Source organism: Amycolatopsis sp. NPDC051061, from assembly GCF_040682935.1.
GTDB lineage: Bacteria > Actinomycetota > Actinomycetes > Mycobacteriales > Pseudonocardiaceae > Amycolatopsis.
Genome location: NZ_JBFBBZ010000001.1, coordinates 426771 through 442469 on the forward strand (window position 1 = coordinate 426771; position 15699 = coordinate 442469).

The 15699-nt window shown below is 71.8% G+C and carries 13 protein-coding genes; 7 read left to right on the forward strand and 6 right to left on the reverse strand.

From position 1 onward, the window contains the following. Positions 1-7 precede the first annotated feature (7 nt). Entirely contained in the window at positions 8-421 is a 414-nt protein-coding gene (locus AB0N03_RS02120; protein WP_364363923.1) for a hypothetical protein, read from the forward strand. Here AB0N03_RS02120 and AB0N03_RS02125 read toward each other — a convergent pair. The 4 genes from AB0N03_RS02125 to AB0N03_RS02140 are packed head-to-tail and all read right to left on the reverse strand — an operon-like array spanning position 418 to position 5037. Then, positions 418-2043 carry a DUF885 domain-containing protein gene (locus tag AB0N03_RS02125; protein WP_364363926.1) on the reverse strand — a complete coding sequence of 542 codons (1626 nt, stop codon included), beginning with the start codon at positions 2041-2043 and terminating at the stop codon, positions 418-420. The two genes, AB0N03_RS02120 and AB0N03_RS02125, sit on opposite strands and share 4 nt — an antisense overlap. A gap of 22 nt (positions 2044-2065) precedes the next feature. Further along, on the reverse strand, positions 2066-2839 hold the full coding sequence (locus AB0N03_RS02130; protein ID WP_364363929.1) for an IclR family transcriptional regulator: 774 nt from the start codon (positions 2837-2839) through the stop codon (positions 2066-2068). Positions 2840-2892: 53 nt separating this feature from the next. Further along, positions 2893-4275, reverse strand: coding sequence for a GMC oxidoreductase (locus AB0N03_RS02135; protein ID WP_364363932.1), 1383 nt, complete (start codon positions 4273-4275; stop codon positions 2893-2895). Positions 4276-4293: 18 nt separating this feature from the next. After that, the gene (locus tag AB0N03_RS02140; protein WP_364363935.1) at positions 4294-5037 is read right to left on the reverse strand and encodes an SDR family oxidoreductase; all 744 of its coding nucleotides are present in this window, start codon (positions 5035-5037) and stop codon (positions 4294-4296) included. Between the two features lie 105 nt (positions 5038-5142). On the opposite strand from AB0N03_RS02140, the gene AB0N03_RS02145 reads away from it, so the two are divergent. Genes AB0N03_RS02145 through AB0N03_RS02155 form a run of 3 tightly spaced genes read left to right on the forward strand, consistent with a single transcriptional unit; the run spans position 5143 to position 8609 of the window. Continuing rightward, positions 5143-6198 carry an ABC transporter permease gene (locus tag AB0N03_RS02145; RefSeq protein WP_364363938.1) on the forward strand — a complete coding sequence of 352 codons (1056 nt, stop codon included), beginning with the start codon at positions 5143-5145 and terminating at the stop codon, positions 6196-6198. Then, positions 6140-7186 (forward strand): sugar ABC transporter substrate-binding protein, encoded by a 1047-nt coding sequence (locus tag AB0N03_RS02150; RefSeq protein WP_364363941.1) that lies wholly within the window; start codon positions 6140-6142, stop codon positions 7184-7186. The genes AB0N03_RS02145 and AB0N03_RS02150 overlap by 59 nt, the downstream gene beginning before the upstream one ends. A gap of 1 nt (position 7187) precedes the next feature. Then, positions 7188-8609, forward strand: a complete 1422-nt coding sequence (locus AB0N03_RS02155; RefSeq protein ID WP_364363944.1) for a sugar ABC transporter ATP-binding protein — start codon at positions 7188-7190, stop codon at positions 8607-8609. 47 nt (positions 8610-8656) lie between these two features. Here the strand turns inward: AB0N03_RS02155 and AB0N03_RS02160 are convergent, their stop codons facing one another. Further along, positions 8657-11248, reverse strand: coding sequence for an exo 1,3/1,4-beta-D-glucan glucohydrolase (locus tag AB0N03_RS02160; RefSeq protein WP_364364262.1), 2592 nt, complete (start codon positions 11246-11248; stop codon positions 8657-8659). Positions 11249-11793: 545 nt separating this feature from the next. Next, complete coding sequence (locus AB0N03_RS02165) at positions 11794-12255, reverse strand: Lrp/AsnC family transcriptional regulator (protein WP_364364265.1); 462 nt, start codon at positions 12253-12255, stop codon at positions 11794-11796. A gap of 149 nt (positions 12256-12404) precedes the next feature. Between AB0N03_RS02165 and pdhA the strand changes: the two genes are divergently transcribed. From pdhA to AB0N03_RS02180, 3 genes are read left to right on the forward strand one after another with little or no spacing between them, the layout of a single operon-like run. After that, a complete protein-coding gene (gene pdhA / locus AB0N03_RS02170; protein ID WP_364363947.1) occupies positions 12405-13475 on the forward strand; it encodes a pyruvate dehydrogenase (acetyl-transferring) E1 component subunit alpha in 1071 nt (356 codons plus the stop codon). Beyond that, entirely contained in the window at positions 13475-14470 is a 996-nt protein-coding gene (locus AB0N03_RS02175; RefSeq protein ID WP_364363950.1) for an alpha-ketoacid dehydrogenase subunit beta, read from the forward strand. Before pdhA ends, AB0N03_RS02175 begins: the two co-directional genes overlap by 1 nt. Next, positions 14463-15644, forward strand: coding sequence for a dihydrolipoamide acetyltransferase family protein (locus AB0N03_RS02180; protein WP_364363953.1), 1182 nt, complete (start codon positions 14463-14465; stop codon positions 15642-15644). The genes AB0N03_RS02175 and AB0N03_RS02180 overlap by 8 nt, the downstream gene beginning before the upstream one ends. Positions 15645-15699 lie beyond the last annotated feature (55 nt).

The following is a 15699-nucleotide window of genomic DNA, read 5'->3' on the forward strand; positions in this document are numbered from 1 at the left end:
CCAGCAAATGCGTCTCTTCCGCGCCACCGCCGCCCTTTCCGCCGTGCTCGCCCTCGCCGCGTGCGGGGTGCCGGTCGCCGGGAACGCCGTCCCCGCCGGGATCACCGTGGTCACCACGGCACCGAGCACCCCGACCGTCACGGTGTCACCCCCGCCGACGCAGACGGTGACCGCCGTGGTGCCGCAACCGGTGTACGCGCCGGCGAGCGGCCAGTGGTACGCCCAGTCCAGCTGGATCTACGCGCAGCCCTGGATCGCCATCGCCCCCGCCGCCGGGCAGACGCCGTGCCAGTGGCTCCACGCGCGCGGCTACAGCTACCCGCAGGCTTTCTCGGCCTGGGCGCAGAACGGCTACCCGGCGAGCTGGTCGGCCACGAACGACGGCTACCCGTGCCAGAAGTCCTACGGCCTGCAGCACTAGCCCACCCAGGCGCGGACCACGTCCCCCAGTACCTTCAGTGGCAGCGGGCCGCCGCCGAGCACGACCTCGTGGAAGTTCTTGATGTCGAACGCGTCCCCGAGCTTCTCCTCGGCGAACCGGCGCAGGCGCAGGATTTCCAGCCGGCCGGTCATGTAGGCCAGCGCCTGGCCGGGGGACTCGATGTACCGGTCCGTTTCGGACTGGACCTCGACCTCGGTCAGCACGGTGCGCGCGCGGAGGAATCCGACGCACTGCTCGCGCGTCCAGCCCAAGGCGTGCAGGCCCGTGTCGACCACCAGCCGCGCGGCGCGCACCGAATCTTCGGCGACCATGCCGAGCCGCATGATCTCGCCGGAGAACAGGCCCATCTCGTCGGCGAGCCGCTCGGTGTAGAGACCCCAGCCTTCGCTGTAGGCGGTCACCGGCGCGATCCGCCGCAGCTGCGGCAGGTCGGTCCGCTCCAGCGCCAGCGAAGTCTCGAAGTGGTGGCCGGGCACGCTTTCGTGGAACGCCACGGTCTCGGCGATGAACCGGTCGCGCGTGCGCACCTCGTGCGTGTTCGTGAAGTAGATGCCCGGGCGCGAGCCGTCGAGGGCGGGCGGGAAGTAGTACGCCGGGGCGGCGACCGGCGCGTCGGCCTCGGGGACGGCCCGCACGACGCACTCGGCGCGGGGCATCCGGTGGAACCAGCCCGGCGCCGCGGCGGTCGCGCGGGCGACGGCGGCGCGCGCGGTCTCCAGCATCTCCTCGGCGTCGCGCCAGCGGAGGCTTTCGTCGGTCCGCAGCCGGCGGCGGACGTCGGCCGGGTCGGTCAGCCCGAACTCCCGGCCGCCGATCTCGGCGTACTCGGCCTCGAGCCCGGCGAGCACGTCGAGGCCGAGCTGGTGCAGCTCCTGCGGCGTGTGGTCGGTGGTCGTGTGCATGCGCGCCAGCGCCGCGTAGTGCGCTTCGCCGTCTTCGAGCCAGCACAGCCCCGGCCGGTCGTCGGGCCGGCCGTGCCCGGCGATCTCGGTGGCGAGGAACTCGCGGTAGCGCGTCACGGCGGGCCGGACCACCTCGGCCACCAGCCGGTCGCGGCGCTCGCCGCGGTCGCCGGCCAGCGGCTGGGTGAACAGCTCCGCCTGCGCCAGGTACCGGTCCAGGAACGCGACCGCGTTGTGCGCCATGCGGTCGACCGGCGTCCGTCCCGCGCGAAGCCCGTCGCGCTGGCGCTGCGCCAACGCGTCGTAGAACGCGGGGAGCGCCGCCAGTCGGGTCAGGTAGTCCTCCTCCGCCCGCTCACCGGACGGCGTGAGCTGCGGCAGGAAGAAGAGGTGGCTGATCCCGGTCGCGAACATCGGGTCGGCCAGGGTGAACTCCACGACCCGCGCGTCGAGCTGGGTAAGCACGGCCTCGGCCTGCTGGACGACGACGCCGAGCGTGACCCGGTCGGCGTCCTCCGACGCCCGGGCCCGCGCGAGGATGCCGGCGGCCCGCTCGCGGATCTCCCGCTGGGCGGCCTCGCCGGGGTCGGTCAGTTCGGTGTCGTGGCCGGGGATGCCCACGAGGGTCGCTTCGAGCGGCACCCAGGTGCCCAGGACGTCCAGGAGTTCGTCGGCCAGCGCGCTCGCTTCGGAGGTCATCACCCCATTCTGTCGGCGCCGCTCAGCCTCGATCCAGGGGATTTCGCACCGGGGCGAGCGCGAGCTCCCGCGACAACGCGAGCGCCGCGGTCCGCACGGCCGGGGCCAGCCGGTCGAGGTCCAGCTTCGTCGCGTTGCCCGTGATGGACAGCGCCGCGAGCACCTGGCGCCGCGCGTCGAACACCGGCGCGGCGACCGCCGACACGCCGACCTCGTACTCCTCGTGGTTGACGCCGTAGCCGCTCTCCGCCGCGCGGGACAGCTCCTGCCGCAGCCGCCCGGGTGCGACGATCGTGCGCGGCGTCCAGCGCGCCAGCCCGGCGACGGCGAACTGGCGGAAGTAGTCCGGCGAGCCGAGGGCGAGGAACACCTTCCCGGTCGCGGTGCAGTGCAGCGGCAGCTTCCCGCCCACGCCGGACTCGATCAGCGTCGAGCGCCGTCCGCTCACCTTTTCCAGGAACAGCGTGTGCGGGCCGTCCTGGACCGCGAGGTGGATGTTCTCGTGGGTCGCCTCGTACAGGTCCTCCAGGTACGGCAGCGCGGCCTCGCGCAGGTCACGCCGCCGCGGCACCCGCTGGCCGAGCTCGAACAGCTTCATGGCGAGCCGGTACCGGCCGCCGCTGCTGCGTTCCAGCCCGCCCCAGCCGACCAGCTCGGCGGCGAGCCGGTGGACCGTCGGCTTCGGCAGGCCGGTCCGCGCCGTCAGCTCGGCGAGGGAGAGCGTCGTGTCGCCGTAGGAGAACGCGTCCAGCAGCGTGAGGCCGCGGGCGAGCACGGACTTCGGCGGGCCGCTCATCCCGTGATGATGATCCGGTGGGGGCGGGGAGGCAACGTCGCTGAGCCGAGCGGTCACAGGATCGCCTCGGCGACCTTCGCGGCCAGCGCCAGCACGGTCAGTTCCGGGGCCACCGAGAGCACGGCCGGCAGCAGCGACGCGTCGGCGACGTACAGGCCGTCGACGTCGTGGGATCGCCCGTCCGGGCCCACGACCGAGCGGGCCGGGTCGTCGCCCATCGGCGCGCCGCCCTGCGGGTGCGCCGCGAACAGCCCGCTCCACACGACGTCCCGGGCCCCGGCCGCGCGCAGGTGTTCCACCGCGAACTCCAGCGCCCCGGCCAGCCGTCGCCGCTCGGCCGTCGAGAACCGCTTGCCCACGACGACCGCGTCCCCGACGCCGAGGTCGGCGACGGCGGTGTTGTCGTCGGTGACCGGCACCCGCAGGCCCGTCCAGCCCGGATAGCCGCGCATGACCTCGGCCAGCCGCCCGCCCCACAGCGGCCGGTGCCCGGGGTCGACGAGGCTCGCGGCGAAGGCGACCGGGCCGGGCAACGCGGCCGGTTCGACGGCGAACCCCGCGCCCGTGTGGGGGTCCGGCGACCGGGCGAGCAGGCCGTACACCAGCCGGGCCGGGCGCAGGCCCAGCGTCCGCCCGGTCAACCGCGCCGACGGTGAGTCGATCTCGGCGGTTTCGTGGGTGTGCAACAGGATCCGGGGTGTCGCGAGCGGGCCGGCGGCGAGCACGACGACCGGGGCGCGCAGTACGCCGTCGCCTCCGTCGCACGTGTAGGCGACGCCGGTGACCTTCGGGCGCGGTCCCGCCGTGTCGACCAGGACGCGCCGGACATCGTGCCGCCGGCGCACCCGTGCCCCGGACGTCGGCACCGGGCGTTCGTACCACGGTTCGAGGTCGTCCGGCCCGAACGGGCCCGCCGCGCCGAGCAGCCCGGTGTGCTCGTGGAACTTCGCGACGTCGGACGCGGGCGCGCGCTCGGCCTTCGCCGGGCCGGGCGCGGTGGACGGCCCGATCGGCTCCTCATCCGTCGTGGACACGAAACAGGCGCGGCCGGGTCCGCTGTCGAGCAGCAGCACGTCGGCCCCCCGCGCGGCCAGCACCGCGGCGATCGCCCCGCCGCCCGTGCCGACGACCAGGACGTCGGCCCGGTCGGGGCCCCGCCGGCCCGGCGGGGTGTGGTCGCCGTAGAACGCCTCGATCGCCAGCAGGCGGAACCGGTCGAAGGCGGCGCTTCCGGCTACCCTCGCCAGCGCCGGTCGGTTCGTCACCCCGGCCATGACCCCGATCGCGGCGTGCACGGCGTCCTCCTCGGCGGGCGCGAGGGCGGGCAGGGTCGCGGCGAGGTACCGGTCCGGCCGGGTGGCGGCCGAGCCAGGCACGAGCAGCTCGCAGACCCGCGCCACGACGGCCGCCTCACCGGCGCCCAGCAACTGGTTCACGCGGCCCCCTCGGTGGACTCAGTGGAACGCCGACCCGCCGTCGACGTTCAGCGTCTGCCCGGTCAGGAAGCCGCTGCCCTCGTCGCACACGTACCGCAGCGTCGACACCACGTCCGCCGGGCTCTCCGTGCGCGGCACCGCCTGGCTCGCCCGGACGCGCTCGAACCCGCCACCGGCACCGGTCGTCCGCGCCGCCGTCTCCGTCGACGTCAAGCCCGGCGAGATCGCGTTCACCGTGATGCCTTCCGCGCCGACCGCGTTGGCCAGCGCGCGGGTGAACCCGACCAGGCCCGCCTTCGACGTCGTGTACGCGACCAGGTCCGGCGGCCCGAGGAAGACGACCGCCGACACGATGTTCACCACCCGGCCCCAGCCGGCGGCCCGCAGGTGCGGCAGCGCGGCCCGCGTCACCAGGAACGGGCCCTCCAGGTTCAGCCGCATGACGTCGCGCCAATCGTCCACAGTGGTCTCTTCGAACGCGATCGGCGGGTAGATGCCGGCGTTGTTCACCACGATGTGCAGCGCGCCGAAGGCGTCCACCACCTGTTCCACCGCGGCCTCGACGGCGACGGGGCGGGTCACGTCGACCGTCACCGGCAGGAACTCCCCGCCCGCGGCGACCACCCGCGCGGACGTCTCGGCCTGGTTCTCCACGTCCCAGCCGGCCACGCGGTGGCCGAGCCCGGCGAGGGTGACGGCGAACTCTTGGCCGAGCCCGCGCGCGGCTCCGGTCACGACGGCGACCCGGCTGGTGAGCGGCATGGCGGGCAGCGTGGCGGCCGGTGCCGGGTCGCGACAAGGTCACCGTTTCACCCACCGAAACGCGCGTCTTGCCGAACCCGCGGCCGCCTGGTGACCTTCGCGGCTATGTCCGCCGACACCGCCCCGCGTCCGTGGTACCGCCACGTCCTGCGCGACGAGCTCGGCGTCGTCCTGGTCCTCGCCGTCCTCGTGGGCGTGGTCGGGCTGGCGCACCCCGACTTCCTGCGCCCGATCAACCTGCTGTCGACCGCGCAGAGCTCGGTCTACGTCGGCCTGATGGCCTGCGGAATGGTGTTCCCGCTCGCGATGCGCGAGGTCGACCTCTCGCTGGGCGGGCAGTACGCGCTCGGCATCGTGCTGGGCGCCGTGCTGATCCGCGACGGCTGGTCGCCGTGGCTCGCGCTGCCGGCGATCCTGGTGGTCGCGACCGTGCTCGGCTGCCTCAACGGCGCGATCACGACGTACCTGCGGCTGCCGTCGTTCATCGTCACCCTGGCCGCCGCGCTGCTCTTCCGCGGCGCCGCGCTCGCGCTGGCCGACGGCAAGCAGATCAGCGGCATGCCCCTGGACCACGCGTTCTTCACCGTGCTCGGCGGTGAGCTGGCCGGCGTGCCGACGTCGGTCTGGGTGCTGCTGGTCGCGACGATCGCGCTCACGGTGGTGTTCACCCGGACCCGGTTCGGGGCGCGGGTGCGCGCCGTCGGGTCCAACCCGGACGCCGCCGAGTTCAGCGGCCTGCCGATCGCCCGGACGCGGATCGCCGCGCTGGGGCTGTCCGGGTTCATGGGCGGGGTCGCGGCCGTGCTCGGGCTGGCGTTCTTCACCGCGGGCGATCCGACCGTCGGCAACGGCTACGAGCTGACCGCGATCGCCGCGTGCATCATCGGCGGCACCCCGCTCGCCGGCGGGCGCGGCTCGGTGCCCGGCGCGATGCTCGGCAACCTCATCCTCACCACCGTCGCGGCCAGCCTGGTGTTCCTGCAGGTGCCGATCAACTGGACGACGTTCGCCACCGGCGCGGTGATCCTGGTCGCCGTCGCCTTCGACAGCGTGCTGCGCCGCACACGCGGCCACGGCCTGTTCCCTCGCTCGAGGAGGAACCATGAAACGCACCCCGGTCCTGATCCTGATCACGTGCCTGACGCTGAGCGCCTGCGGTAGCTCCGGCGGCTCCGGTTCGGGCGGTCAGCTGAAGATGGGCATCGCCGTCGCGAACATCAGCCTCAACTTCGCCCACGAGATGGTCGAAGGGGCCGAAATGGCGGCGCAGCACGAAGGCGGTGTCGACTTCAAGGCCGTCGGACCGCCCAACACCGACGGCCCGGCCGAGCAGCAGCTGTTCACCAACCTCACGCAGACCAACCCGGACGGCGTGGTGCTGATGAACCTCGACCCGCCGATCTTCACCCGGCCGGCCGCGACCGCGATCGACCGCGGGGTGCCGGTGGTCGCGCTCGACACCGCGCCGACCGACGGCAGCAAGGTCACCTTCTACGTCGGCAACGACAACTACGACCTCGGCGCGCAGCTGGCGCAGGAGCTGCTGAAGCGGTTGCCGGCCAACCCTTCCGGCACGGTCGTGGTCGGCGTGCCCAACCCGGGGACGCCGGTGCTGGACAACCGCGCTCGCGGCATCGAGGAGACGTTGACCGCGAAGGCGCCCGGGATCAAGGTGCTCGGCCCGTTCCAGACCTACAGCGACCCGAACCAGAACTACGGCGCGTGGTCCGCGCTGGTGCACGCGAATCCGTCGGCGCTGGCGTTCCTCGGCGTCGGCGACGCCGACAGCTACGACCTCGCGAAGATCAAGCAGACGGAGAGCGGCAAGTACCTCGTCGCGGGCGCCGACGTCGACGCGAAGACGTTGCAGGGGGTCAAGGACGGCCTCGACTTCGTCACCATCGACCCCGAGCACTTCCTCAAGGGCTACGTCGTGACCGCGTTGCTGATCCGCTCGGTGAAGGACAAGAAGCCGCTCCCGCAGGGCTGGTTGAAGACGCCGGGCCTGGTCGTCGACTCGTCGAACATCGACGTGGTGCTCAAGCGCCAGCTGACTCCGCAGGCGGCGTACGACTTCTACAAGCCCGAGATCGACCGGCTGCTGGCGAACCCGGCGGGCCTGGTGCGCCCGTTGACCGAGGCCCGCTGACGTGCTCCGCGCCACCGGCCTGACCCGGCGCTACGGCGGTGTCACCGCACTGTCCGAAGTGGACATCAGGCTGGCACCCGGTGAAGTGCACGCGGTGGTGGGGGAGAACGGCGCGGGCAAGTCGACGCTGGTGAAGATCCTGTCCGGGGTGCTCCGGCCGGACGCGGGCTCGCTGTCGCTCGGCGACTCGCCGGTGGCGTTCTCTTCCGCTCGCGATGCGGTCGGCCGCGGGGTCGCGCTGGTGGCGCAGGAGCTGGCGGTGTTCCCGGACCTGACGGTGCTGGAGAACCTGTTCCTGCTCAACCGGCGGCGGTTGGCTTCGCGCGCGGCGCCGGTGCTGGCGGAGCTGGGACTCGACGTGCCGTTGGACGCCCGGGCCGGTTCGCTCACGCTGGCCGACCAGCAGCTGCTCGAGATCGGACGGGCGCTGCTGCGGGACCCGGCGGTGCTGATCCTGGACGAGCCGACGTCGGCGTTGCCCGCCGAGGCCGTGACGCGGCTGATGGGCGTGCTGCGGCGGCTCGTCGCGCGCGGGGTGGCGGTGTTGTACGTGTCGCACTTCCTCGAGGAGGTGCTGCGGATCGCTTCGCGGATCACGGTGCTGCGCGACGGCCACGTGGTGCTGGACGGCGTCGAGACGGAGTCGGTGGACCTGGACGGCGTGGTCGCGGCGATGCTGGGGGATCGCGCACTCGCTCCCGTCGCCGAGCGGCCGCCACCGCGGCACCGGCCGCCGGCGGTCGTGGTCGAGGAACCCGCCTTCGCCGTGGCGGAAGGGGAGATCGTCGGTCTGGCCGGCCTGCAAGGTGCGGGACACCTCGAAGTCCTCGCCGCGCTGTCCGGGCGGCCGCCGGGCCACGGCCGGATCCACATCGGGGGCCGGCCCGCGCCGCGTTCGGTCCGCGCCGCGGTCCGGGCCGGGATCGCGTTCGTCCCGAGCGACCGCAAGCGCTACGGCCTGATGCTCGATCAGCCCGTGTGGCGCAACACCAGCGCCGCCACCTGGCTCGGAGCCGGCCGCGGTGGCTGGTGGCTGCGCCGCGAAACCCACCGCGCGGCCGCCCGCCGGCACATCGAGCGGCTGCGGATCCGTGGCGGCCCGGATGACCTCGTGGCCACGCTGTCCGGTGGCAACCAGCAGAAGGTGGTCTTCGCGAAGTGGCTTGAGGCCAACCCCCTGCTGCTGGTGCTGGACGACCCGACCCGCGGTGTCGACGTCGGCGCGCGAGCCGAGATGCACGCGGTGATCGCGGAGCTGGCGGCGGCGGGGAAGCCGGTCGTGCTGGCGTCGACGGACCTGGCGGAACTGTGCGAGCTGTGCGACCGGGTGCTGGTGTTCCAGCGGGGCCGGGTGGTGGCGCGCCTGACGCGCTCGGAGCTGTCCGAACGCGCGCTGAGCGTGGCGATGAACGCCGGAACGTAAGCCGGGCCGGGAGCTTCGCGCTCCCGGCCCGGCCGGATACCTTGGTGCTAGGTCAAACTCGAACAAGGTCTCGCATCAGGATCCTTCGCCCCGTTGGGGACCCAGCGCACGTTCGCGAACGACGCCTGGAACGCGGCGTCGGTGTAGACCAGGAACGGCGTGTTGATGTGCTCGAAGTCCAGCCCGTTGTTGAAGCAGGACAACGGGATCTTGACCGTCGTCTTCGCGCCGCCCGCCAGGTCGGTGAACAGCTTCGTCGCGTTCACCTCGGAGAAGCACGGGTAGACGCAGTGCATGCTGATCACCGTCCGGTTGACCGGTGCCTGCTGCACGACCGTGTCGAACTCCAGCGCCCCGTCCGCGTTCAGGTAGCTGCGCAGATCGTCCGTGCCCGCCGGGTTCTGCAGGTACAGCTGGGCCGCACCCGTGCCGGTCCAGGTCGTCTTCAGGCCGTCGCCCTGCACGTTGACGTCGGTCGGGACGGTGGTGATCTCGGGGTGGTCGGCCGTGCCGTCCGCGCCGATCTCCGTGCCGCCCCAGTTCGAAGCCGAGCCGATGAAGCTCTTGTACGGCGCGACGTCGGTCCGGTCGAAGATCGACAGGTCCTCGGTCGCCGTCCCGCCGCCGCCGGTGGACCCGCAGGTCGCCGGGCCCGGCGTCTCGTCCAGCTGGCCGATGGTGACGCGCTGGCCCGACTTCAGGCCGTAGCCCAGCTTGAACAGCGGGTCGTAGTCCGGGGACCACGGGTTGAGCGGCGACTGGCACGCGCTCTTCGGCCACGAGTACGACAGCGTGCCCTGGTAGCCGGTGCCGTCCTTGCCCTTGACCAGCATGTCGGCGACGCCGCCGCCCTCGGTGCCGGGCAGCCAGGCCGCGACGAACGCGTCCGAGCGGTTGATCTCCTTGTTCATGTACAGCGGGCGGCCGCCGACGTAGACGGTGACGACCGGGGTGCCCTTGCCGCTGACCTTGTCCAGCACGGCCAGGTCCTCGGGGTAGAGCTTCGACGCCTCGAGGGTCTTGCGGGTCAGGTCGCCGACGCCCTCGGCGTACGGCGTCTCACCGATGACGGCGATGACGGCGTCGTAGCCCTTCGGGTCCACGGTGCCGGTCGCGTCGAAGGTGACGTTCGCGTCGCCGAGGTCCTGCTTGATGCCGGTCAGGATCGAGGTGGCGTTCGGGAAGTCGGCGTTGGTGTTGCCGGTGCCCTGCCAGCTCAGCGTCCAGCCGCCGGTCTGGTTCGAGATGTTGTCGGCGCTCTTGCCGACGACCAGCACCTTCGACTTCGGCTTGAGCGGCAGCACGTTGCCGTTGTTCTTCAGCAGCGTCTGCGACTCGCGGGCCGCGTCGCGGGCCAGCCAGTTGTCCTTCAGCGCGTCGTCGGAGTTGGCGTAGGAGCGGTCGGACGGCTTCTGCGACTCGAAGAGGCCGTCACGGATCTTCACACGCAGGATGCGGGTCACGGCGTCGTCGATCCGCGACATCGGGATCTGGCCGCTGGTGACCTGCGCGACGGTGTTGGTGATGAACGCCTTCCAGTCGGCGGGCACCATCACGACGTCGATGCCGGCGTTGATCGCCTGCGGGCACGAGGAGTTGGTGCAGCCGGGGACCTGGCCGATGGCGTTCCAGTCGGACACGACCAGGCCGTCGAAGCCGATCTTGCCCTTCAGGATCTCGTTCATCGCCTTGCTGCTGCCGGTCAGCTTGCCCTCGTTGATGCCGAGGTCCGGGTTGGTCCAGCTGTTGAACGACACCATCACGGTCTGGGAGCCGGCGGCGAGCGCGCCGTAGTAGCCCTGGCCGTGGATGTTGATCATGTCGGCCTCGGACGACGGGTTGACGCCCTGGTCCTGGCCCTTGATCGTGCCGCCGTCACCGATGAAGTGCTTGGCGGTGGCGATCACGCCGTTGTAGCCGATGCGGCTGGTGGCGCCGTCCTGGAGGCCGTTGATGTCCTCGTAGCCGTAGGAGCGGGTGATCCGCGGGTCCTCGGAGAAGCCTTCGTAGGTGCGGCCCCAGCGGTCGTCCTGGACGACGGCCAGCGTCGGCGAGAACGCCCAGTCCTGGCCGGTGGCGCGGACCTGGCGGGCGGTGGCGCCCGCGACGTCGCGCACCAGGCACGGGTCGTGCGCCGCGCCGAGGCCGATGTTGTGCGGGAAGACGGTGGCGCCGTAGACGTTGTTGTTGCCGTGCACGGCGTCGATGCCCCAGATGACGGGGATCTTCGTGCGGCTGGTCTTGGAGGCGTTCCAGTAGGCGTCGGCGAGGTTCAGCCAGTCCTGCTGGGTGGCGTGCTTGTTGCCGCCGGGCCACGCGCCGCCGCCGTTGAGGACGGTGCCGATGGCGTACTGGCGGACCTCGTCCGGGGTGATCGAGGTGATCTCGGGCTGCGTCATCTGCCCGACCTTCTCCTCGAGGGTCATGCCCTTGAGGATCTGGGCGATGCGCGCCTCGTCGCCGGCCTTGCCCTTGAGCCGGCTGTCGACCTTGGGCCAGTCGGCCAGGGTGGGGAGGCTGTTCTCGATCTTGGCGCAGCCGTTCTTGTCCTTGGCGGGCTGGCCGATGACGGGCTGGGCCGGTGCGTCTGCTTGGGCCGGCGTCGCGGTGGCGACCCCGCCGAGCAGGCTCAGGCTCATCAACGTGACGAGCGAACTTCGGCGCGCACGGGACCACGCGCGTGATCTTCTGGCCATGGTCTGGTCCATTCTGCGGTGAACGGCGGCGGACCGGCCGATCCTCACCGGGGTGCGGGGGTGGCGTCAATAGTTTGGGGTGGTTGGGACGCAAGTTAATTCTCGACATAAAATAAGAGTCGCCGGGAGGGTGGCCACGCCTAGCGGGTGGTCCGGTGAAGGTCAAGGGCACTGCCGGGCACGGGTTTTGCCCGGCGGTCGCGAGGATGCGTCCGTGCGGGTGATCCTCGGGTGCACGTTCGGCTCAGTGCAGCGCCGAGTCGACCCTTCGATCACGCGAGTCGACCCTCCAGGCACGTGAGCCGACCCTCCAGGCACGTGAGCCGACCCTCCGGGTACGCGAGCCGACCCCCTCGCGCCGCGCAAGGTGGCCCAGGCCGCGTGATCGAAGCCGGAACTCGCGTGCTCGGAGCCGGAACTCGCGTGATCAGAGGGGCATCTCGCGTGATTGGAGGGGCATCTCGCGTGATTGGGGGGTCGACACGGCGTCAGGCGAGGATCGAGCCCGGTAGCTCCTCGAAGATCAGCCACGTCCGCGTCGAGCGGACCCCCTCCAGGGCCTGCAGCCGCTCCAGGACCACGTCGCGCAGGGTCGTGTTGTCCGGCGTCCGGACCAGCAGCAGGATGTCGAAGTCGCCGCCCACCAGAGCCACGTGGTCGACGTACGGGATCTCGTGCAGGTCCGTCGCCATCGTGCGCCACGACGTCTGCTCCACCGTCACCATGATGTACGCCGACGTGCCCAGGCCCGCCCGCCGCGGATCGATCCGCGCGCCGAAGCCCGTGATCACGCCCTCCGCCATCAGGCGCTCCAGCCGCGCGTACGCGTTCGTGCGCGAGATGTGCAGCTTCTCGGCCAGCGCCCGGACCGCCAGGCGGCCGTCCGAAGACAGCTCCGCCAGCATCGCCCGGTCGACCTCGTCCAGGGCCGGGACCGTTCGTCCCGGCAGGGCCCCGACAGCCGAGGCCGAGAAAGACGATTGGTCACCGGAAGGCCCCGAACGAGACTGTTTGTCGCTCATTTCCGCGAACCCTTGAACACACGATCACCAAGAACGACCATTTCAGCATCATATGTCTGCGAGAGGTGGTGTGCGTCATGGCCGCGGAAACCCTGCTGCCGTCCGCGTCGCCGGTGCGGTTCGTCGCCGAGGACGGGACGCGCGCCGACCAGCACGGCGGGTACGCCGAGCCCACGAAAGACCGCCTGAAAGCCGCCTACCGGCTGATGGTCCTGGGCCGCCGGTTCGACGTCCAGGCGACCGCCCTCACCAAGCAGGGCCGCCTCGCCGTCTACCCGTCCAGCGCCGGCCAGGAGGCCTGCCAGGTCGCCGCCGCGCTCGCGCTCCAGGACAACGACTGGCTCTTCCCCACCTACCGCGACTCGGTCGCGCTCGTCGCGCGCGGCCTGAAGCCCGGCGAAGTCCTGACGCTGCTTCGCGGCGACGCGCACTGCGGCTACAACCCCACCGAAGTGCGCGTAGCGCCCCAGTGCACTCCGCTCGCGACGCAGACTCTGCACGCCGCCGGTCTCGCGCACGCGATGCAGCGACGCGGCGAAGACGCCGTCGCGCTCGCGCTCATCGGAGACGGCGCCACCAGCGAAGGCGACTTCCACGAGGCGCTCAACTTCGCCGCCGTCTTCAAGGCGCCCGTCGTGTTCTTCGTGCAGAACAACCGCTACGCGATCTCCGTCCCCTTCGAGAAGCAGAGCGCCGCGCCCGCACTGGCGTACAAGGGGATCGGCTACGGCATGCGTTCGGAGCAGGTCGACGGCAACGACGCCGTCGCGGTCCTCGCAGTCCTCGACGACGCCGTGAAGCACGCGCGCGAAGGCAAGGGCCCGGTCCTCGTCGAGGCCCACACCTACCGCATCGACGCCCACACCAACGCCGACGACGCCACCCGCTACCGCGACGCGGACGAAGTCGCGAAGTGGCGCGAAGCCGACCCGCTCAAGCGGCTCGAGACCTACCTCGAGGACGACCTGACCGAAAACGAAATCGAGCTCTGCCACGCCGAAGCCGAAGAGTTCGCCCAGTCGGTCCGCGACGTCCTGAACGCCGACGCCGAGCTGGACCCGATGTCGCTGTTCGACCACGTCTACGCCGAGCCGACCCGCCAGCTGCAGCGCCAGCGGGCCATGGTCGCGGCCGAACTGGAGGCCTGATGACGACCACGATGGCGCAGGCGCTCAACGCGGCCCTGCGGGACGCGCTCAAGGACGACGACCGGGTGCTCGTGTTCGGCGAGGACGTCGGCACGCTCGGCGGCGTCTTCCGGGTCACCGACGGCATCACCGCCGACTTCGGCGAGGACCGCTGCTTCGACACGCCGCTGGCGGAGTCCGGCATCGTCGGGTTCGCCGTCGGGATGGCGATGGGCGGCTTCCGCCCGGTCGTCGAGATGCAGTTCGACGCCTTCGCCTACCCCGCGTTCGAGCAGATCACTTCGCACGTGGCGAAGCTGCGTAACCGCACCCGCGGCGCGCTCTCGCTGCCGATGGTGATCCGCATCCCCTACGCCGGCGGCATCGGCGGCGTCGAGCACCACTGCGACTCCAGCGAGGCGTACTACACGCACACGCCGGGCCTGCGCGTTCTCACGCCGGGCACCGCGCAGGACGCCTACGACCTGCTCCGCGACGCCATCGAGTCGCCGGACCCGGTCGTCTTCCTCGAACCCAAGGCCCGCTACTGGTCCGGCGAAGAAGTCTCCTTCACGCGCAGCGGCCCGGCGATGGACCAGGCGGTCGTCCGCCGGGAAGGCAAGGACGTCACCCTCATCGCGTACGGCCCGATGGTCGCCACCGCGCTGGAAACCGCCGAAGCCGCGACGGCCGAGGGCTGGGACGTCGAGGTCGTCGACCTGCGTTCCTTGAGCCCGTTCGACGACGAGACCGTGACGGCGTCGGTGCGCCGCACCGGGCGGGCCGTCGTGGTGCACGAGGCCGCCGGTTTCGGCGGCTACGGCGCCGAGGTCGTCGCGCGCGTCACCGAGCAGTGCTTCCACCAGCTGCACGCCCCGGTGCTGCGCGTGACCGGGCTCGACATCCCGTACCCGGCGCCGAAGCTCGAGCGCCACATGCTGCCGGACGTCGACCGGATCCTCGACACGATCGCGCGCCTGCAGTGGGCCGACACCCCGGTGGTGGCCGGTGCCTGACTTCCTGCTGCCGGACCTCGGCGAGGGCCTGACCGAGGCGGCGATCCTCACCTGGCACGTCACCGTCGGCGACACGGTCAAGGTCGACCAGATCGTCGTCGAGGTCGAGACGGCGAAGGCGGCGGTCGAGGTGCCCGTGCCGTTCGCCGGCGTGGTGTCCGCGCTGCACGGCGAGCCGGGGCAGCTGCTGCCGGTCGGCGCGCCGCTGCTGTCCGTCGGCGGGTTCGCCGAGCCGGGCGTCACGACGTCTTCCGGCAGCGGCAACGTCCTGATCGGGTACGGCACCGCGCCCACGACGCGGCGCAAGCGCGTCCGCCGCGTCGAAGCTCCCGCCGCTCCGGTGAAGGCCAAGGCGCCCGGCGTCATCTCGCCGTTCGTCCGGAAGCTGGCTTCGGACAACGGGATCGACCTCGCTCGGCTCACCCCGACCGGCCCGGACGGGATCATCCGTCGCGCGGATGTCGAGGCGGCGCTGAAGAAGCCCATCGCGAAGGGCAAGCGGATCCCGCTGACGGGGATCCGCAAGGCCGTCGCCGACAAGCTCACGACGTCCCGGCGCGAGATCCCCGAAGCCACGGTCTGGGTGGACGTCGACGCGTCCGAGCTGGTCGCCGCCCGCGCGGCCTTGAACGCCGGGTCGGACCGGCCGGTCAGCCTGCTCGGGCTGATCGCGCGGTTCGCCGTCGCGGGGCTTCGCAAGTTCCCCGAACTGAACTCGCGCGTCGAAGGCGACGAGATCGTCCTGCTGGACGAGATCCACCTCGGCTTCGCCGCGCAGACCGACCGCGGGCTGGTCGTGCCGGTCGTGCGGGACGCCGGCGCGCTGTCCACCCGGGACCTGTCGGCGGCGATCGGCGACCGCGCCCGCACCGCGCGCGACGGCAAGCTCGCACCCGCGGACCTCACCGGCGGCACGTTCACCGTGAACAACTACGGCGTCTTCGGCGTCGACGGCTCGGCCGCGATCATCAACCACCCCGAGGCCGCGATCCTCGGCATCGGCCGGATCATCGACCGGCCGTGGGTGGTCGACGGGGCCTTGGCGGTGCGGAAGGTCTGCGAGCTGACCTTGGCGTTCGACCACCGCGTCTGCGACGGCGGCACGGCGGGCGGGTTCCTGCGGTTCGTCGCGGACTGCGTCGAATCGCCGGTCACGGCGCTGGGCGACCTGTAACGACTCACCGCGCGCATTTGGCCGGTGGTGATGGTCGTGGCACTTAAAGTGTTCG